This window comes from Sphingomonas sp. GW821-FHT12D09, from assembly GCF_058807215.1.
The window spans coordinates 450484-468942 of the sequence record NZ_JBXAQL010000004.1 but is presented as its reverse complement, the minus strand read 5'-3'; the positions used below and the strand labels follow the sequence as shown (position 1 = coordinate 468942).

The 18459-nt window shown below is 61.6% G+C and carries 21 protein-coding genes and 1 pseudogene; 10 read left to right on the top strand and 12 right to left on the bottom strand.

Annotation, left to right across the window (positions count from 1 at the left end; genetic code table 11):
• Positions 1-90: 90 nt before the first annotated feature.
• A complete protein-coding gene (locus tag AC1RPL_RS19500; RefSeq protein ID WP_493071731.1) occupies positions 91-5850 on the bottom strand; it encodes an alpha-2-macroglobulin family protein in 5760 nt (1919 codons plus the stop codon).
• Positions 5851-6011: 161 nt separating this feature from the next.
• Here AC1RPL_RS19500 and AC1RPL_RS19495 point away from each other — a divergent pair, with 161 nt between their 5' ends.
• Positions 6012-6404: a glycosyltransferase gene (locus AC1RPL_RS19495; RefSeq protein WP_493071730.1), complete on the top strand. Its 393-nt coding sequence runs from the start codon at positions 6012-6014 to the stop codon at positions 6402-6404.
• Positions 6405-6505: 101 nt separating this feature from the next.
• Here the strand turns inward: AC1RPL_RS19495 and AC1RPL_RS19490 are convergent.
• The 3 genes and pseudogenes from AC1RPL_RS19490 to AC1RPL_RS19480 all read right to left on the bottom strand — a co-directional run.
• Positions 6506-6862, bottom strand: a pseudogene (locus tag AC1RPL_RS19490) (toll/interleukin-1 receptor domain-containing protein); the annotation flags it as partial.
• A gap of 403 nt (positions 6863-7265) precedes the next feature.
• Positions 7266-8126: a hypothetical protein gene (locus tag AC1RPL_RS19485; RefSeq protein WP_493071728.1), complete on the bottom strand. Its 861-nt coding sequence runs from the start codon at positions 8124-8126 to the stop codon at positions 7266-7268.
• Positions 8127-8172: 46 nt separating this feature from the next.
• Complete coding sequence (locus AC1RPL_RS19480; RefSeq protein WP_493071727.1) at positions 8173-9096, bottom strand: hypothetical protein; 924 nt, start codon at positions 9094-9096, stop codon at positions 8173-8175.
• Between the two features lie 194 nt (positions 9097-9290).
• On the opposite strand from AC1RPL_RS19480, the gene AC1RPL_RS19475 reads away from it, so the two are divergent.
• Positions 9291-10037: a hypothetical protein gene (locus tag AC1RPL_RS19475; RefSeq protein ID WP_493071725.1), complete on the top strand. Its 747-nt coding sequence runs from the start codon at positions 9291-9293 to the stop codon at positions 10035-10037.
• Between the two features lie 20 nt (positions 10038-10057).
• Here the strand turns inward: AC1RPL_RS19475 and AC1RPL_RS19470 are convergent, their stop codons facing one another.
• Positions 10058-10504: a DUF8453 domain-containing protein gene (locus AC1RPL_RS19470; protein WP_493071723.1), complete on the bottom strand. Its 447-nt coding sequence runs from the start codon at positions 10502-10504 to the stop codon at positions 10058-10060.
• Positions 10495-10734: an ECs_2282 family putative zinc-binding protein gene (locus AC1RPL_RS19465; protein WP_493071721.1), complete on the bottom strand. Its 240-nt coding sequence runs from the start codon at positions 10732-10734 to the stop codon at positions 10495-10497. The genes AC1RPL_RS19470 and AC1RPL_RS19465 overlap by 10 nt, the downstream gene beginning before the upstream one ends.
• A 149-nt stretch (positions 10735-10883) precedes the next feature.
• On the opposite strand from AC1RPL_RS19465, the gene AC1RPL_RS19460 reads away from it, so the two are divergent.
• A complete protein-coding gene (locus tag AC1RPL_RS19460; RefSeq protein WP_493071719.1) occupies positions 10884-11090 on the top strand; it encodes a hypothetical protein in 207 nt (68 codons plus the stop codon).
• Positions 11091-11572: 482 nt separating this feature from the next.
• On the opposite strand, the gene AC1RPL_RS19455 is transcribed toward AC1RPL_RS19460, so the two are convergent.
• Entirely contained in the window at positions 11573-11830 is a 258-nt protein-coding gene (locus AC1RPL_RS19455) for a helix-turn-helix domain-containing protein (RefSeq protein WP_493071717.1), read from the bottom strand.
• An 80-nt stretch (positions 11831-11910) separates the two neighbouring features.
• Here AC1RPL_RS19455 and AC1RPL_RS19450 point away from each other — a divergent pair, with 80 nt between their 5' ends.
• Both AC1RPL_RS19450 and AC1RPL_RS19445 read left to right on the top strand, forming a co-directional pair.
• Complete coding sequence (locus AC1RPL_RS19450; protein ID WP_493071715.1) at positions 11911-12249, top strand: hypothetical protein; 339 nt, start codon at positions 11911-11913, stop codon at positions 12247-12249.
• The gene (locus tag AC1RPL_RS19445) at positions 12249-12680 is read left to right on the top strand and encodes a hypothetical protein (RefSeq protein WP_493071714.1); all 432 of its coding nucleotides are present in this window, start codon (positions 12249-12251) and stop codon (positions 12678-12680) included. The genes AC1RPL_RS19450 and AC1RPL_RS19445 overlap by 1 nt, the downstream gene beginning before the upstream one ends.
• Positions 12681-12686: 6 nt before the next feature.
• Here the strand turns inward: AC1RPL_RS19445 and AC1RPL_RS19440 are convergent, their stop codons facing one another.
• Positions 12687-12917, bottom strand: a complete 231-nt coding sequence (locus tag AC1RPL_RS19440) for a DUF6471 domain-containing protein (RefSeq protein WP_493071712.1) — start codon at positions 12915-12917, stop codon at positions 12687-12689.
• Positions 12918-13023: 106 nt separating this feature from the next.
• Here AC1RPL_RS19440 and AC1RPL_RS19435 point away from each other — a divergent pair, with 106 nt between their 5' ends.
• Both AC1RPL_RS19435 and AC1RPL_RS19430 read left to right on the top strand, forming a co-directional pair.
• Complete coding sequence (locus AC1RPL_RS19435) at positions 13024-13983, top strand: IS1595 family transposase (RefSeq protein ID WP_493071822.1); 960 nt, start codon at positions 13024-13026, stop codon at positions 13981-13983.
• Positions 13983-14183, top strand: coding sequence for a hypothetical protein (locus tag AC1RPL_RS19430; RefSeq protein ID WP_493071711.1), 201 nt, complete (start codon positions 13983-13985; stop codon positions 14181-14183). The genes AC1RPL_RS19435 and AC1RPL_RS19430 overlap by 1 nt, the downstream gene beginning before the upstream one ends.
• 44 nt (positions 14184-14227) lie before the next feature.
• Here AC1RPL_RS19430 and AC1RPL_RS19425 read toward each other — a convergent pair whose 3' ends face one another.
• The 3 genes from AC1RPL_RS19425 to AC1RPL_RS19415 are packed head-to-tail and all read right to left on the bottom strand — an operon-like array spanning position 14228 to position 15064.
• Positions 14228-14434, bottom strand: a complete 207-nt coding sequence (locus AC1RPL_RS19425; RefSeq protein ID WP_493071710.1) for a hypothetical protein — start codon at positions 14432-14434, stop codon at positions 14228-14230.
• Between the two features lie 12 nt (positions 14435-14446).
• A complete protein-coding gene (locus tag AC1RPL_RS19420) occupies positions 14447-14728 on the bottom strand; it encodes a hypothetical protein (protein WP_493071708.1) in 282 nt (93 codons plus the stop codon).
• A gap of 57 nt (positions 14729-14785) precedes the next feature.
• Positions 14786-15064, bottom strand: a complete 279-nt coding sequence (locus AC1RPL_RS19415; RefSeq protein ID WP_493071706.1) for a DUF3892 domain-containing protein — start codon at positions 15062-15064, stop codon at positions 14786-14788.
• Between the two features lie 388 nt (positions 15065-15452).
• Between AC1RPL_RS19415 and AC1RPL_RS19410 the strand changes: the two genes are divergently transcribed.
• Positions 15453-15881, top strand: a complete 429-nt coding sequence (locus AC1RPL_RS19410; protein ID WP_493071705.1) for a hypothetical protein — start codon at positions 15453-15455, stop codon at positions 15879-15881.
• Here AC1RPL_RS19410 and AC1RPL_RS19405 read toward each other — a convergent pair whose 3' ends face one another.
• On the bottom strand, positions 15882-16376 hold the full coding sequence (locus AC1RPL_RS19405; RefSeq protein ID WP_493071703.1) for a hypothetical protein: 495 nt from the start codon (positions 16374-16376) through the stop codon (positions 15882-15884).
• A gap of 62 nt (positions 16377-16438) precedes the next feature.
• Here AC1RPL_RS19405 and AC1RPL_RS19400 point away from each other — a divergent pair, with 62 nt between their 5' ends.
• Both AC1RPL_RS19400 and AC1RPL_RS19395 read left to right on the top strand, forming a co-directional pair.
• Positions 16439-17455, top strand: a complete 1017-nt coding sequence (locus AC1RPL_RS19400) for a glycosyltransferase family 2 protein (RefSeq protein WP_493071702.1) — start codon at positions 16439-16441, stop codon at positions 17453-17455.
• Positions 17452-18441, top strand: coding sequence for a hypothetical protein (locus AC1RPL_RS19395; protein ID WP_493071701.1), 990 nt, complete (start codon positions 17452-17454; stop codon positions 18439-18441). Before AC1RPL_RS19400 ends, AC1RPL_RS19395 begins: the two co-directional genes overlap by 4 nt.
• Positions 18442-18459: the final 18 nt, after the last annotated feature.

Sequence of the window (18459 nt, the reverse complement as noted above, 5' to 3'; positions counted from 1 at the left end):
CCCAGGTACGCACCGCGTCGGGCGCATCGTCGATGCGCTTCGTCCAGCGGCGGGCGAAGGCGAGGAAGCTTGTAAGCGCCTCCTTCGCCGTCACCGCTGCGCCACGGTCATCACGGCATTGGGCAGCTGCGCGCGGATCTCGGGCGAGTACATGGCCTCGACTCGCGTCGCCGGCAGGTTGAACTTGCCCGCCGCATCGAGCCGCATCACGTAGGATATGGTGAAGCTGCCGCGCGGCACCCAGCCATAGAACGCGCGCCAGCTGTCATTGCCGCGCTCGATATAGCTGGGGGTAACGCCTTCGCTGCTGTCCGCCTTGGCAGCGAGCATTTCGGACTGGCCGCCGAGATTGCCGACGATCGTCGCGCCCGCGGGCACCGGATCGTTGACCACCACCCAGTTGCGCTCGGCCGAAGCCTCGACGCTGATCGTCACCTTGACGACGTCGCCGCGCGACCAGCTGCCGGGCACGGCCTGCTTGACCGCCTCGACCTTCTTGGTTGCCTTGTAGCCGGCCATCAGCGGCTGGGTGAGCGGCACCGCCGCCTTGACCCGCACGAACGCCCAAGGCCCGGCACCGCCTGCCTGGCTCATCACCAGCGGCGTGGTCTGTGCCGGCAGCGGGAAGCTGAACTGGCGCTGCGGCTCGGCGAGCGGCCAGTTGAGGCTCAGCGGGCTGGCGCTGCCGAAGCTGGCGGTGGTCACCCCCGCGATCGCCTCGGCCGGATAGAGGCTGGTGAAGCGCCGCGCGAGGATCGAGCCCCAGGCATTGGCCGTGGTCGTGTCCCAATGGCCGCGCTGCTGGCGCGACGCGATGCCGACCATCAGCTTGGCCGAGTCATTCTCCCAGCCGGGCCGCCCGAGCGTGGCGAGCAGCGCCTTGATCGCGGCTTCGTCATCCGACGACATCAGCCACCAGGCCATGCTGCCCTTGTCCGACAGATCGACGCGGGTGCCTTCATAGACCAGGCGAGTGCGCAGTACCTTCTCGGCATCGATGCGCAGCTGCGCGCCATTGGCGAGTCCCTGCACCTTGCCCAGCGCGATCGCATAGTCGGAGAGGGTCGCGGTGGGCATCTCGGCCGGAGTCATGCCGATCTGGCCGAGCATCGCCGAATTCGCCGCGCCCTGCCGCGCCAGCGCAGTGAAGGCGGCGACGCGCTGCAGGCGGACATCGCCATAATCCTCGTGGCGCAGGCGGCCGTCGAGCACGGCCTTCATCGCATCGAGCATCTTGGCCTTGGGGCCCTCCGGCAGCGGAAGCCCGGCTTCCGCACTGGCCGAGAGGATATAGGCCGTCAGCGCTTCCGAGCCGGGCCAGTCGCCCGGCCAGTAGCGCAGCAGGCCCTCGCCATCCTGATAGGCGGGGATGTCGCTGGCGATCAGGTTCCACATCCCCGTGTCACCCAGCGCGATCGCGCGCGAGGTGCGCTGTTCGAGGCAGTTATACGGATAGGCGGACATGTAATCGCGTACGCCGGAAAGCGGCGGGGCGAGGCTGTCGGTCAGGCTCACTTCGACTGCGCCGAAGCCGGGCAGCGCGCCTGCCGGCGGAGCGATCGCGAACTGCGTGCCGGTACCGACCCGGCCGAGCGTCGCCGCCCAGGTCTCGACCGGCACGGCGGGGATGACCGACTGGGCGACGGTGACCTTGTCCACCGACTTGCCGTCGGCGGTCTTGGCGCTGACCGTCCAGCTCAGGCGTCCGTCACGCGGCGGGGCAGTGAGGTTCCACACCACCGGCGCGGCGCCGCCCGCCGGGATGTCAACGGTGAGCGGCTTGCCGGTGGCGTAGGCCGGGCTCAGCGTGACGGTCGCCGTCACCTTCATCGGCTTGTTCGAGCCGTTCCTGAGCGTGAACATCGCGCCATATTGGTCGCCGGTGCGCACCAGCTGCGGCACGCCCGCATAGATGGTCAGGTCCTGCGACGAGCGGATGCTCGCCATGCCGGTGCCGAACAGCTGCGGGCCCGACGTGGCGACCGCGACGAGCTTGAACGAAGTCAGCGCGTCGTTGAGCGGCACCTGCACTTTCGCGTGCCCGTTCGCATCGAGTGCGACCTTGCCCTTCCACAGCAGCACCGGCTGGAAATTCTCGCGATTGAGCCCGGAGAGATCCCCGCCGCCGCCACCGCCGCCGGCCTCGACGGCCTTCTTGCCGTAGTGGCGCTTGCCGACCACTTGGGTCTGCGCGGTCGAAGTGAGCACCGAGATCGGGCGGTCGCCCATCATCGCGGTGAGCAGGTCCCAGCTCTCGTTCGGGGCAAGCTGGAGCAGCGCCTCGTCCACCGCGACGAAGGCGACGTCGGCGCTGGCCGCCGGCTTGCCGTCGGGCGTCTTCACCGTGACATCGACATTCGCATTGTCGCGCGCGGCATAGCTCGCCTTGTCGGCCTTCACCGCCACGTCGAGCTTATGGCCTTCCCAGCCGACCTTCACCTTGGCGATGCCCAGGCGATAGGCGGGCTTGGCGAGATCGACGGTCGCGGTAGGCTCGCCGCCGTCCTTCGACCAGGGCGCACCCCAGTCGCGCGCCATGTTCGATCGCCAGTTCTGCCAGCCCGACACGCGTCCGCGTACCGCCATCACCGATACGAACACGTCCGGCGCGTAATCGGCGGGCATCGGCACTTCGATCACCGGATCCTTGCCGCTCAGGCCGACGACGAAGCTCGAGAGCACGCCTTCGCGCTCGACGGTGACCAGCGCGGTCGCGTCGCGGAAGGGCATGCGGACCTGGAACTTGGCGGTTTCGCCCGCCTTGTATTCCATCTTCTCGGGGATGACGTCCATGCGGTCGCCATTGTCGCCGCCGAACCACCAGTCGTCATCGCCGACCAGCCAGACCGACTTGGTCGCGCGCGCGACATTGCCGTTGGCGTCCTTGGTCGTCGCCACCGCATAGACTTCGCCCGACACGCCCGGGTTCAGCTGGCAGCTCGCCATGCCCTGGGCATCGGTGGTCGCCGAGCAGGTCGCGCCTAGCTTGGTCGTCTTCATCTGGTTGTCATAGGCGTAGAAGCCGCCGATCAGCCGCCGCCGCGCCGTCAGGATCTCGCGGCTGTAGAGCTCGACCGAGACCGCCTGGTTGGCGAGCGGCTTGCCCGCGGTGTCGAGCGCGACGAAGCGCAGGCGCAGATCGTCCTGCTTCATCAGCCAGCCGTCGCTCTTGATGCCGAGCTGCACCGCGGAGGTGTAGATCGGGATGCGCCGCGACGAAGTCAGGATCTGGCCGTTGGCGTCCTGATAGTCCATCTCGACCAGCATCGTCGTGTTCTGCTCGAGCGTCTGCGGCACTTCGGCGTTGAGCCGGGTGGTGCCGTCCGCGCCGAGATTGGCGGGGAGCGTCTGGGTCGGCGGCAGGTCGACCTTCTCGTCCTCGCCCTCGCCGTCCATCGGCTTGGTGCCTTCGGTCATCGCCTTGCCGCCGAAGCTGTAGCCGTCATAGCCGTCGGGCGTCGGGAAGTCGCCGAAATAGCCGATGCGCGTCTCGACCGGCAGGTTCGCGGCGCCACCGCCCGAGAGATAGCCGACGAACAGGTCGAGCGGCAGCGCGCTCGGGCGCACCGCTGCGTCCTTGGGCCCGGCGACCGATGCCTTCATCGTCGGCAGCTTGTACTCGTCGACCTTGAACGACTGGCCGGTCCAGATCGTCTTGTCCTTGCCCTCGGCATCCTTGGCGAGGACGGTCAGGTCGTAGTCGCCCATCTTGGCGCCCTGCGGCGCGGTCCATTCGGTTTCGCCGACACCATTGGCGTCGATCGCGAGCGGCAGGTCATATTGCGTGTCCGAGCCGCGATGGCTGAGGCGCAGCGTGCCGTTGAAGGCCGGCGACGCGCCGAAGCCGGTCGCCACCGGCGTACGCACGATGTGCTTCATGTGGATCGTCTCGCCCTGGCGGACGAGCGAGCGGTCGAACACGGTGTGGAATTTCTGCTCCGGCGCCGACCAGCCATAGTTCAAGTCGAAGTCGTACGGACGGATGCCCTCGCCCCATTGGGTGAGCGTGAAGCTGAAGTCGTCGGCCTTGCGTGCCGAGATCATCAGCGGGCTCGAATCATTGTCGCAGCTCGTATAGGTCTCGGGCGCGGGAAGGCCGGCGGGGACGCCGAGGCGGCCTGAGGCGTCGGTCTTGCCCTTGGCGAGCAACTGGCCGGTGCAGCTGTCGGTGACGCGCACTTCGGCATCGCCCACGCCCTGGCCGCTGTCGAGCGCCGTCACCCAGACCAGCGACTGGTCGCGGCCCCATTTGAAATGGACGCTCATGTTGGTGACGAGCGCGCCGGTGGCGACATAGCGCGGCGCCTTGCGGCCAAGCAGCGCCTCGCCGAGCCGCGGGCTGGCGAGCTCGACGATGTAGAAGCCGGGCTGGCTGAGCGGGATGCCGACCACCTCGAAATCCTTGCCCTTGCCGGAGAGGCCGACCTTGAACGGCTTGCCGGTGGCGGGGGTGAGCAAGGGCTTGGCGCCGGTCTGGTTGATCCGCACGGTTTCCTTGCCGCGCGTCACTTCGTCGGACTTGTCCTCGGCCGCGTCGGCGAGCGCGCGGAACCATTTGGCGATCTCGCCGTCACCGCCCTCGACCTTCAGGCTCTGGCCGTTCACCGCCATCTGGCTGCCCTGGAGATCGGGTTCGACATTGCGGACCGAGACCGGAAGGACGCCGCCTTCCTTGGCTTCGAGAATGCCGAAATTGCCGGCGAACTTCACCAGCGGCGGGGGCGCGTCGAACTTCACGTCGAGCGGGAAGTGCGTGGCATTGGAAAGTGCGCGGCCGCTCTCGTCCTTCACATCGGCGGGGAAGACGACCTTGGCGGTGGTCTCGGCCGGGAGCGGCGCCTTGAACTTCAGGTCGGATACGGTCGCCTTGTTCTTGTCGTCGTCGCCGAAGATCGGCGCCAGTTCCTTGCCGTCCGCCGTCTTGATGCGCACGGCCTGGGCCTGGGCCTTGGGGATCGGTGCCGAGAAGCGCACCCAGGCGTCCTGAACGGGGCTGCAGCCCGCCGTCGGATTGACGCGCGAGCATTCGAAGCGGGCGGTGAATTCCTTGCGGACGGTGAAGTCGAAGCGCTGGTCGGTGCCGGCGGCGCGGCCCGAGGCGCTCTTGATGTCCTTGCCCCACACCAAAGCCATGTCGCGCCCGGCGGGCAGCGGACGGCGGCACTTCACCGCGACGACGCTGGCGAGCGACTTGGCGCGATCCTCGGGCTTGGCGGGCAGCGCCTGGGGGAGCCCGGCCTCGGTGAGGAAGCTCTGCACTTCCCAGCGATCGGTGCCGAGATCGGCGAGCAGCTTGGGCGCGGTGTCGGCCGGCAGCACATCGACCGGGATCTTCTCGCCCAGGCCATCGACTGCGCAATAGGCATTGGCGCCGACCGAGGCGGGATCGGGCGCGAGGTTCGCCGCGACGACGAAGACCTGGTCCTCCTCGATCTCGCTGCCATAGCGGTTGGGAAGCACGGCGCGGGCGATCGGCCCGCCCGAATCGACGCTGAATTCCTTCTGGCCCTGCAGCGCATAGCCCGACAGGCTCTTCAGCCCGTCGCGCAGCACGAACTTGCAGGTGACGCCGCCGGGGAGCGGGCTGGCGAATTCATGGACGAAGGTCTGTTGGTCGACCCAGCGGCCCTGGCCGCCGACCGGGCATTCGACCTTGAACGGCGATTCGGCGCGCGGATCGCCCAGCGGGACCATCGCCACGTTGAAGCGGGCAGTGAAGCGCTCGATTGCGCCGTCCCCGACGCCGGGCGTCGCCATCTCGACCTGAGGACTATTGTCGCCGAATGCCGTGACTGCCCCGATGGGCGCCAGGACGAGAGCCAAAACGCCTAGCCGTGCAACGAGCTTCATTGAGCAACCTCCCCTGGGCAGCGGCGCGCACGATAGCTGGGGCCCGGTAGGAGTGCCAGCGACGAATTAACCGCCTCCGTTTCGGAGCGAAATGCACGATCCTGCTTGATCGTTCCGTCGGCGGCACGGCTTAATTGCCTGTCCGAATCGGAGGGAATGCGGTGCCGGCAGGGGAGGCGCTGATCGCCGCGCTCGACGCGGTTGCGCGCGAGGCGACGCTGTTCGCCGCGCTCTGGTTCGTCGTCGGCGGGCTCGACGACCTGCTGGTGGACCTGATCTACATCGTGCGGCGGATGGGTGGGCGTCGTGCGCCCATGCCTGCGCTGGGGGGGGCGGTGCCACCGGGGCGGATCGCGGTGTTCGTGCCGGCCTGGGATGAGTCGGCGGTGATCGGCCCGATGCTGCGCGCTGCGCTCGCCCGCTTCGATCATCCCGATTACCGTATCTATGTCGGCACCTATCCCAATGATCCCGCGACGATCGAGGCAGTGGCCGATGTGGCGCTGGAGGATGGCCGGGTGCGGCTGGTGGTCGGCCCGCGCGGCATTATGTAGCAAATGCACCAAGCCGATGGCGGATGTAATCGTAGGCGATACTCTTTGCCACCATTTCAGATGCCGCGATGTCAGAGCAGTTGGCGATGGCTTAGCGCCCGTTAGAACGCTGGCCACACGTCTTGAGCGTCTTTGAGGCGCTCTGCGGTTCTTTGATCGTTTGCGAGCAAGCGGTTAATCTCTTCGGCTATCTGGTCAGCGTTTCGCCGAAGGCGAGGCAGTGCCTGATGTTTCCCGATGAACCCTGTTGGGTCTTCCCCGTATTTGAACGAGATGATTTTTACGCCTCTACCAAGGGCGAAGCCGATTTCTTGTTGGGTCCAGAAAGAGGCGGAGAACCCTTTGGTGTGCACTGCAACCATGGCGCCCATGGTGTAGAGCGCGCGCTCAATCTCGTCTTGCCACGCCAGCGTTGGGTGAATGTCTTCGTGCGCGACGAATCCCGCGATCTCGTGCGGGGCAAGCGCTTCCTTCAGCCGAGTGGCGATGGCCTTGTCCACGCTGATATGGGAGATGAAGAGCCGGAATGCCTTCGTGTCCTTCCAGTTCGCTGGGGGATCATTGGTGCGCAGGACTGCACCGTTGCTGACAAGCTCTAATTCAGCGGCAATCTTTAGGATTTCGGCTTCTGACCGGTGCTTTAGCACATCGACGGCATAAATCCGCTTGCTACTGCCGTGTTCGTAATCGGCGGTGCTAATTCCCACTGCGGCGAAGAACGCGTCAAGTTCAGCGAAGGTGTAGCGGCTCTGAAGCTCGCTTCCAATTTGCTGAAGTAGATTTAGCCTCTCTGTAGCCTTCATGTTCCCCCCCTTTCTGATTTGGGTAACAGGGACGAGGGAATGGGAGCAATGGCGGTTGTCAGGCGGCGTGGCCGCCTTCAAATTTCTCAAGGCCCAGATCATCGCCTTGGATCGCGAGATTCGCATGGTGGAAGAGATATCGTTTGAACTCGTTGGGATACCCGACGTGAATCAGGTAATATCCAACGGTAGTGCGTGGTTCGGGGGTTATCCCGCTGGTTTGATAATGGATCGTGATCATCACGCCAATTTGTGCCGCTCCCGTTGAGGAAAGCGATGAGTTATTGAATTCGCTGATTGGACATGCGCCACTGTTGTCTTGGGAATGCTCCTCGCCGGGGAGCAGGGTGTAGCCTCGAAGCTCGGTTGGTCTCAGGGCGTGAAAACCATCAAGGGCTATTGGCTGATTGCCCTGACCATCTGGAATGAAGAGTCCGCATCTAATGCGGATATTGGTGGCCGGGCTTTTTCCGATGTTTCGCATGGTGACTGAGAGCCCGAGTTGGACCTCACTATTAATGCAGCGTAGCCACTTAGGTTTGGCAGTGACGGCTATCCATGCCCGCTGGTCCGCGATCAGAGCCTTTCGCGCAATCCGATTGGATTGAATGGTCAGCCAAAGGGCGAAGCCCACGGCGCATAGACTTAGAAAGCTCAGGAAGGTCGCGACAATCGACCAGTTCGTCGCGCGTCGAGCTTCATGGGCCGCACTCTCTCCCGCGATTGCGGCGCGCCATTGCGCGCAAAGGTCGGCAACATCGTGATCCTTGGCCTTGTAGCAGGCATCAGCGGAGTAGCCGGAGAATGCCGTAAACGTCGCTGTCGGCGTTGGCGGAGGTGTGGGAGGCTGCGCAGGTGACTGAGCGCCGCAGAACAGGAGCCAACAAATCGCGAAGAGGCCGAAATTTCGCATAGGCATGAGCCAGTTTCCCGGACTAACGTGGAAGATTCCGGTCCCATAAAGATCAGACTGTTGGTGTCGGCAAAATCCCTACCACGATTAGCCTCTTAACCTCTCTTGCCTGATCCCTCACGTAATAGGTTTGCAAATAAACTAAATCCTTTTTCATCTGGTCAATCAGGTTTTGCTTCATTGACGACAGCTTGTCGTATGGGATGCTGAAGCTAAGTATTTTGGTTCCTTCTTCGATCTTGACCTTACCCCATCCATTATCCTTGTTGAACTGAATCACATCTCCCAAGAGTGGAGTGATCTCTTCGTCTACCACAGCAGTCTCGATCTCGTGGGCCATTTTGCGGTCAAGAAAGAGAATGGATTTGGTGGCCCCATCAGAGGATGAGCTAATTTCAAATGTGTCAGCGCTTCGGCGAAGGGCGGTCATGGCCATTTCGCTCAGCAACGGCGCAGCCATCGCGATGAGCCTCTGGCCGCTTTCCGAGTCGATTTTAGCTATCGTAGCCTGATTTTCGACCATCACCCTTTCGCGCTGTGCCTCAGCAACACGACGTTTGACCAGTTCCTTAGTCTCCTGATCCAAGGACGCGAGGAGGTCGCTTCCGTCGAGGTATTCGCTGATAGCCTCGTCGATATCTTCAACACTCTCATCGAAGTCTGACGAGGAGTGCAGAATTCCGGCTTCAGCCAGAGCTTCCCCAATTACGTCAGTATCAAGCTTCTCAATGATGCGCTCCGAGACGTAAGCGATCAGGTCGGAGATAGGAATTTTGACAAAATCTTTATCATTTGGCTGATCTGCGTCCTCGATGTTGATGTTGAACGACCCATCTGCCTGACTGACAAGCTGAACATTAACGTTTGATCGTGTCGAAATTTTCTTAACGAATTTGCCACTTCTGCGAAATTGAGCAAGCTTAACCATTAAGCGCGCAGCAGCATATTGAAATCTAGCCGACTCGTAGAAGTTCATCTTATGCTCGTCGGCGAGCGCGCCCTCGAAGTGAAATGTCAGCCTCTCCGCCATACTTGATTGTCGCCCCCGTTTAACGCGCTGATCGCCTTGATAAGTTTGCTCCTACATTGCATCATAACGGGATCGTTCCAAGCCCGTAGGGCAGGGCTTGGCGAAAGGGAGCCCGCACGGGCGAGAATGCGGGCTTCAGTATGAACGATATCAGCATTGGCGCTGTCGGCGCGGCAATCATCGCGGGCCTCGTTTCGCTCTTGGGCTTAATAATTGGCAAAGAGCAAAAGGTATCCGAGTTCCGACAAGCTTGGATCGATGAGCTTCGCAAGTGTCTAATATCGTATCTTGTCAGTATAAATGCGATCACCGATGCGGTTCGCGTCGCAACTGCGAAAAAGACTGCGATCGTAGATTTATCAGGTGAATACAAGAGCCTGAACCAAGCAAATCATGGCATAATTCTTCGGGTAAATAGCAAAGAGAAGCCGTCAAAAGCTCTTATATCAGCCATGGAAGAGTTTGAAGAAGTGGCTTCAAAGAATTCCACGTTAACCGTGGATAATATTCGGGCGGCGGAGAATAAATTCCTATTAGCTTCTAAGGAGCTTCTCAAGTTTGAATGGAAGCGCGTGAAGCGAGGTGAGAAGACATACTATATAACAAAGTATATTGTGATTGCCTTGATTGCAGTGATGGCTATCATATTTGCTGTCCTTTGGAGGCAAAGGGCAGAACAAAAGGCTGTTGAGACCGCCTCTGCTCAAACAGCCGCTGGGCCGACCAACCAGATGGTTTGCCAGATAAACGCTCCATCTGAAGTCGCCGAGGGAAGGCGGGCGGTGTCTAGGCGATCTACAGATCAGTCTCAGCGGCGTCATGTTTCGTCGAAACAAGCGGAGGCTGTCTGCAATGGTAGTCAGAAGGTGCTGACCGAGGTCAAATGAGCGCGCTGCGCATCGCAGTTTTAGAAGACATCGAGCGTCAATTCCTTGGAGCCGCCGCCGACATCATCATCCCAATCGACACGGATTGTGGTTCTGCGGGGTGATTGCATGTGCACGGCAAGCAGGAGGCTGAAGGACTGGTGAGTATCGAGCGCCGGGTAGGGGAGCTTTCGCGCCATGTCGCCAGTGCGGAAGAGTTCTTCGCCTTCGAGGACATCGATGCGGATGTTGCGGGCGGTGCCTTTGCCCCGGTTATAGACCTTCAGTTGATATGAGTTTTTGCTCGGGTGCGTGACCGATGCGGACACGTCGGCGCGCTTGGTCGATATGGCTTCACCCTCCTCTTTTTCGATGAGGAGGGTGTTGAGCCATTCGACCTGTGTGTTGAGCTTGCGCTGTCGCCAGAACGTGAAAATTGAGAAGCCGAGAGCGGCGGCTCCGGCGGCATCGCCGAGGCTCACTTCCATTTTTTGAACGCCTTGGCGAAGTCGGCTTTGATGTCTTTGAAGACTTGTTTTTTCACGTCTTCGAGTTCGGCTTCGATGCGGGCACCGTTGGCTTCGCGGAGATCGTCTTTGGTGAGTTCGCGTCCGCAGGTGGTGCATTTGACGATGGGGGAATCGTCTTGTTCGAAGTCGGTGCTGCCGCAGGTGGGGCATTCCATTGCGATCGATCGATCATATTTGCCATCGGGCATGACAGTCATCCTCTTCCAAAGCGTAGCGGACGGTTGCCACTACGGTAATGTAATTTTGGAGGAGAGGAATATCGAACCGCAATGGACGCGCTGGGGTTGGCAAATGTGCCATCCGTGACCTACGCTGTTCAACGTTTCAGGAGGTAGATGTGTTTGAATTCGATCAAACTTTCATAGGGTATGAACCATCCGAGCAAGGTTGGCGGTATGATTTTTCCTTCAAATTTAGCGAGCGCGTTTGGTCAGTGCCGGTAATCGTGCCGGATACCGTTCCGGCGATCGATCGGGACGATGTTGCCAAGGAGAATTTCAAGGCTTGGGTCGGCCAACTTGCGGCGGATATTGCCACCTTCTAAAGCCAATAGAATCGTAAAATCGACGAAGCCGCGATTTGATAGGCGGGATGCCATAATAGTGCCAACCGCGCAGGTCTTCGGGCAGATGCCCGCCTAAGCTCTCAAGCCAATCTAAAACTTTCATCCACTATTTAGCGAACTAAAGTCTTGTTACGGTAGCGTGATAAATATGGACGATGCCCGACCAGAACGATCTGCCTAAACGCCGCAAGGCCCTCGAACCAATAACGGCCATAGATACTGAAGATTCAGTCCACGGCCTATCCGAACCTATAGCTCCGCTAAAAATGCCACAAAAGCGGGGCGTTCGAAGGGTGATAAAACCGCGAAGCTAAATAGCTTCATGGAACAGAAAATCCCCCGCGTATCGCCCGGCTCATTGCCTACCAGCACGCCAAAGCTCCCACGGCCACATCAGCCGCTACCGTCGATGACTCCGGTCCCGCCGAAGCGCATCCACCGATGATGCGTGGGGACGAGAGCTAAATCTCGACCGTAGCTGGAAGCGTCGCAACCACCTTCGCGAACAGGTGGACGGGATCGACCTTCAACGCGCGGGCTATCGCGTAGAATTCGATGACATCGACCCGCCTTTGCCCGCGCTCGATATTGCTGATGAAGCTCTGATCCTTGCCGATGATTTTGGCGAGATCGGCTTGGTGAATACCCGCGTCGCGGCGTGCGTCGGCCAGCGCCGAAATCAGCAACTGGTGCGCATCGCTGAACGCCGATTTCGACATGTAAGTTGAACTACATGCAGAAATCTCATATGCAGTTTTCGCATATGAGCGCACGTGGCGCGGCGGGGAGGTGTCGAGCAATGGACTACATGGAACGTATGCGCATCCAATATGAGGAGCGCCTTCGCGCCAAGGCCCGCGACGACTACGCCAACGATCAAGAGCGAGCCCGGCGCAACCATCGCGCGTCGATTGAAGACCGAGAGCGTTACGTCGCAGCCCATGGCCGAGACGGCGCGTTCCGCAGGACACTCCGGAAATGGAGCATTGCCGGTGCCGCTCTGGCCGTCTTCGGCTTTGCCGGATCAGTCGGGGAGAATGGCTTCTCGAAGGCCCTTGAGCCCGCGCTTTACGTTTTCATATTCTTCGGCGGCATCGGCATCTGGCGCGCCTTCAGCATCGTCAATTCGGTTCGCTGATGCGCGCGATCCTCGCAGTGATTGCGCTCGCCGCCATTACGGGATGCACCCAAGCCCCCGCCAACAATCATGCCGAGCGCCCGGCCAATAGAGCGCCACGGCACGTCACCGCAGCGCTTTCATGCACCGTGCACGGCACCCCCATCGGCGTATCTGGATGTCTGATTGGCGGGGGCCAGACCACAGCCGGGAGTCTCAAAACTTCCAGCGCCGGAAGTGTGAAGCAGTATACCGACTATGATCTCGCGCGCGAAAATTCGAACACGCTAGAGCTTTCCCTCAAGGCACCATTTCGCATCACCGCACAGGCGAATAGCGAAGCCGGATATGTTCTCCGCATGGCGGTCGTCGAGGGCTCCAAGAACGTCTTCGAGGATGAGGCCACCGAGTTTGGCGTCATCGATTTCGATGATAGCAGCTTGCCGGAATAATCGGCCTTAATCGTCCGACAGGCGCAGCGATGACGCGCCAATGGCGTCCATGCACTGAAGCAGGAAGACGGCGGTGAACTTCCCCCGGCTGATCTTGTTACGGATGTTGGGCTCGTTCTCCTTCACGCCAATCGCCGCCAGCTTCTCGGCCAACTCCGCGTAGGTCACGCCGCGCCGCGCGAGTTCGCCCTTGAGCAGGAGCTTTACCCGATTTTCCCAATCCCTATCCGCAGGCATTCATCGCTCCAATAATGCGAAATGCCATCATATGCGATACTAAAGCCATTGACAACGATGACCCAATGTCATCATATGCGATGCATTAGAACTCGAAATGATGGCAATGCAACACTTCCTACTCTCCGCTCAGGCCCGTTCGCTCAGTCTAAAGACCGTCTTCCGAATGTCGGAAGACGATGCCTACCAGCACTTCTGCCAGCTTCGTTGGCCGGAAACCGATGGTGAAGCGGTTTGCCCGAAATGCGGATGTGCAGAGACCTACAACATCACCTCTCGCCGACGCTTCAAATGCGTCGCTTGCCACCACCAGTTCAGCGTCACCAGCGGCACCATTTTCGCTAGCCGCAAGCTCTCGTTCGTCGATCTGCTCGCCGCTATCGTGATCTTCGTGAACGGCGCAAAGGGCGTCTCGGCACTACAGGTTAGCCGCGATCTGGACGTGCAATACAAGACCGCGTTCGTCCTCTCCCACAAGCTGCGCGAAGCCATGGCGCTGGAACAGCAGAACCGACGCCTCGATGGCGTGGTGGAGATCGATGGCGCGTATTTCGGTGGGCACGTTAAACCCGCCAACGTCAAAGCGGAGCGCAAGGACCGTCGCCTAGCCGAGAACCGGAATGGCAAGCGGCAATGCGTGGTGGTCATGCGCGAGCGCGGCGGCAAGTCGCTCCCGTTCGTTGTCCGCAACGAGGGTGAAGCGGTGCCGATCGCGCGCGAGCGTGTCAGCGCCGACGCCACAATCCATGCCGATGAGGGCACGGGCTGGGATGTCATGCACGGCATCTGGGACACCAAGCGAATCAATCACTCGGTTCGCTATTCCAGCGATATCGCTTGCACCAACCAAGCCGAGAGCTTCTTCTCGCGCCTTCGCCGCATGGAAGTTGGCACACACCATCACATCGCCGGTCTGTATCTCCATGCCTATGCTGGCGAGGCCTCGTGGCGCGAAGACAACCGGCGCATCTCCAACGGATCGCAGGCCATGCTGGTCGGTGAAAGCGCGATGGCCTCGGCAGTGTCACGGCAATGGGCGGGATATTGGCAGCGGAGGGCTGCATAATGGCCCGGTTCAAATTCTTCCTGATCGGCTCTACGGATGCGCCCGTGCTTGATGTCGAAGCAGTCGATCTGGCCGAGCTTCACGGGCATATGTCACGGGATCGCTTCATTGCGGGCCATATGGCTGAAGCTGACGCCGATGGGATATTCCCCGGCGTTCTGGTCCCCATTTCGCGGGTGCAGTTTGTGATGGAAGCTTAGGTGCATGACCGGCCCATCAATCGATGGGCCGGTCTGGGCACAGCTTACTTCGGCTTCTTGCTGCCATAGGGGCTCTGGTTCGTCGGCTTCAGCGAGACACCAAGATCGCTAGCGTGGCCAGCAACAGAACCGGGAGTGCGGCCCATCTTGAGACCAATCACGCGCGTCGGCGTGTTGCCCGCAGCAAGCTCCTTCAACTGCTTATCGGCCGCAGCCGTCCACGGCTTCCCGTGGTTCGTGGGCTTCTTCATAGTCACCTCCAATTACCAAGAGATCGTGCGATTCACGTTCGCGAACACGAAGCTCATATCGATGCTTTGCAGGAACGGGTGCCACGGCTTCGGACCAATGAAGTTGGTCCGCCCGCCATTGTTCCAGAGAACGACCGCCGTGCCTGCCAGCCCGGCGTTACTGGCCCGAGCCTGAAGTTCCGCCCGAGCGGAATTTTGCTCGTCGGAAGTCTTGTAGTGGAAGCTGCTGTCCAGCGGGAAAAGGAGCATGTTCTGGCCCTGCTCCTGAATATGGGCCACATCAAAAGACGGCATGATATACCTCATAAAGTAGAAGGGGCGCAGACTCGCTGCACCCCTTCGGGACTCAGATCACGGGCACTCGGGCAGACTCAGCAAGTTGTCCGGAGTGTCCTGATCAGCGGTCGTCTTGAGATACTTGCGGCCATTGCGGGTCGCGACGATCACGTCCCGGCGATGCCCGTTAACGAGCGTGTAGAAACTCCACTCGCTACGTTCGATCTTACCGATCGCGTCGTCCAGCGTGAGCTTCCACTGACGGTCTGTGTAACCGCCAACGTGCGTGATCGCATGGTGGCGATCCTCGCGCGGGTTCTTGTTGATGCATTTGATCTGCGCTGACTGCGCCATGTTCGTGTTCCTCGATCAAGCGGCCTAAAGACCGCCGTCAAGCGATGCGAAATCGACATGACTCGCATCACTCAGATTGATTCGATCGGAGGAACGTGCGATTCTCATTTTGCAGATGGAGATGGTTCGCACGTTCCAACGTCGGACTTTCACCCGAAGGGCCGGGCCGAAAGGTTCGGCCCTTTTGCGTTTTCTCAGGGCAAGACGAGCTTGCCCCCCAACGGTCGATAACCTTCCTCCCAGCCGCTGTAGGCGACTCAGCAAATGAACATCGAACTGTCGTCCTAACACACGAGCAACCAAATTTCATCTAATAGTGAGTGCTGACGAGCCTCGCTATTGTGGAAAATGGGCATAGAATGCTCGAAAAGTCTCGGAGTCGCAGCCCATGCCAGCCCCAACTTCCGACGAAATTTACGATAACGCATTGAAAAGGCGGGATGAGTTGCTTCTTGAGCTTGAGGCACTCGACGGGTTTATCCAGACTTACAGCAAGCTTATTTCCAGACGCCAAACGGCTGAGTCGGCGCGAACCGACGAACCACGCCTTTTCCAGCCACCGTCCCCCCGAGCCGCCCATGCTGAGCGGATTGCCGAAATGATCGACACAGCACGGCGAGTCATTATTTCGGCAAACCGCCCTATGCGGCGTGGTGAACTTCGGGAGCGCGTCGAAGCCATGGGATTTCCGACGATAGGAAAAGACCCCAACAAGGTCTTTGGGACGAACCTTTGGCGTTCTGGAAAATTCCGAATGATCGAAGGCCAAGGGTATTGGCCCATAGATGTGGAATTGCCCGGCGAGTCCTCTCGCTAGTCACGATCCCTGACTAGACGCATTCCGCCAACGATATTCGATTTCCGCGTCCGCAGACGCAATCCACCACGACATCATGCCCCCTGAGACATGCCGTTCCGACTTGACGTGCCCCTTCTCGCGCAGGCGCGCCAAGGAATGGCCCGTCCTAGCCGTGATCGTCTTAAAGAGTATCTTGTCGGCTACGTTCAGCCGCCGAGCATCCATAACTGCCTCACCAAGCTCCTTGGTCGTAAGCGGACGCTTCGCTTTCCTTAGATACTCCAAAAGGAAGCGCGCCAACTCGCCACGAAAGGCGACATGCGGCGGCGGAACCCGACGCATTGGCAAATCCTCAAAGTCGATGTCGGGTTTGAAAATGCGGATCGCTGCATCGAGGTTATCCAAGTCAGCCATCATCTCCGATAGCCGATCCCTCAAAGCGTCAATCTCACCCGCAACCTGCGCTCGCTTGCGGATCAAGCCGCTCAACGTCAAATCATAGCCATCCGTCATACGATTACATTAGGCATCACATGCGATGATGTCTGCAATCGCCTTGGTGCATCTGCTACATAATGCCGGGCCCGCGCCCGGGCGGGACCACCAAGGCGGACTGCCTCAACACCTTGTGGCGGGCGCTGTTGCGCGACGAGGCGGTGGAGGGTTTCACCGCCAGTGCGGTGGCGCTGCACGATGCCGAGGACGTGGTCCACCCCCTCGAATTGCGAGTCTATGCGCATGGGCTGGTCGCGCATGCCGCTGTGCAGCTGCCGGTGTTGCCGCTGCGCCACGATCATTCGCGCTTCCTTGCCGGGCATTATCTGGATGAGTTTGCCGAAGCCCATGCGCGCTCGCTGGTCGTGCGCCAGGCAGTGGGCGCCGGCCTACCGTTCGCCGGGGTCGGTTGCGCGATTCGGCGCGAGGTGCTGGGCCGACTGGCGACGCTGCGCGACGGTGCGCCGTTCGACGCCGACAGCCTGACCGAGGATTATGAGCTGGGGCTCGCGATCGCGGCGATGGACGCCCCCGCGCGGCTGCTGCGCATCGCGGAGGCCCCGGGCGGCGCTCCGATCGCGGTGCGAGCCTATTTCCCCGATACGCTCGATGCGGCGGTGACGCAGAAGGCGCGCTGGATGATCGGCATCGCGCTGGCCGGCTGGGATCGCACCGGCTGGCGTGGGTGGCGGCAGCTCGGCGACAACTGGATGCGGATGCGCGACAGGCGGGCGACGCTGGAGATCCCGGTGCTCGCGCTCGCCTATCTTTCGATCCTGTTCTGGGGCCTTTCGTTCGCCACGCATTTCCTCGCAGGGAGCCGCGTGCCCGAACAATCCGCACTGATGCAGGCGGTGCTCCGGGCCAATTTCGCATTGCTCGCCTGGCGGCTTGCGGTGCGGGCGGCATTCGTCGGGCGCGCCTATGGCTGGCGCGAGGCGCTTTGGTCTGTGCCGCGGGTGGTTTCGAGCAACGTGGTCGCGCTGCTCGCCGCCCGGCGTGCCTTGTTCCGCTATGTCCGGATGCTCGCCGGGGCGCCGACGCAATGGGACAAGACCGCGCACCGCTTCCCCGACCTGGCGACCGAAAGCGGATGACCGGTCGCGGGCGGCCGCTGCGTTTCTTCGCGATGGTCGTCCTCGCCTGGGTCGGCGTGCGCGTGGCGATGCTCTGGCCCAGAACCGGTTCGTTGCCCGCCGCGATCGAGGCGGTGCTGCCGCTGGCCCGCGCCGAACCGCGGATGCCGGCGGCAGTGCGCCATGAAGTGGCTGCGGCGCCCAGACGGGTACTGCCGACGCGGGTAGCTTTGCCCGTCTACCGCGCGCCGCTGGGGGATGAGGATCCGCGCGTCCAGCTCGCGCTGATGGGACTGGTTCAATATGGCGAGCCTGGCTGGAAATCCTTGCCGGCCGCACCGCGCGCTCCCTTGCCGGCACGTGCAGCGCCGCTGCCCGAACGGCTCGATCCGCTGCCCGATCGCTGGTCGCTGAGTACATGGGTGGTTGCGCGCGGGAGCGGTGGGGCGGCGGCGGCGCCCGGCGGGCAGATCGGCGGGGGCCAGGCCGGCGTGCGCGCCGCATGGCTGCTCGCGCCGCATCAGCGCGTCGTCGCCTATGGGCGCCTTGCCGCACCGCTCCAAGGCCGTGGACGCGAGGTGGCGTTCGGGCTCGAATGGCAGCCGACGCGCGCACCGGTGCGCGTGATCGCCGAACGCCGCTTCGGGCTGGACGGCACGCCGGACGGTACCGGGCTTGGCGTGATCGCCGGACTCGACACCGAATGGCGCGGCTTCCGGCTCGAAGCTTATGGCCAAGCCGGCGTGGTGTTGCGGCAGCGTGCCGACCCCTATGCCGATGGTGCGGCGCGTGGCGTGCGGGTGGTGGAGGTGCGCGGCCCGGTGCTGCTGGGCGTTGGTGCCGGCGCCTGGGGCGCGGCGCAGCGTGAGGCGCAACGGCTGGACATCGGCCCGTCGGCGACGCTGGCGGTGCGCAATCTGCGCATCGCGCTCGACTGGCGCCAGCGCGTGGCGGGCGCGGCGAGGCCCGGCTCGGGCCCCGCGCTCACTCTTGGTGCCGATTTCTGATCATTTGCCCCGCGCGCG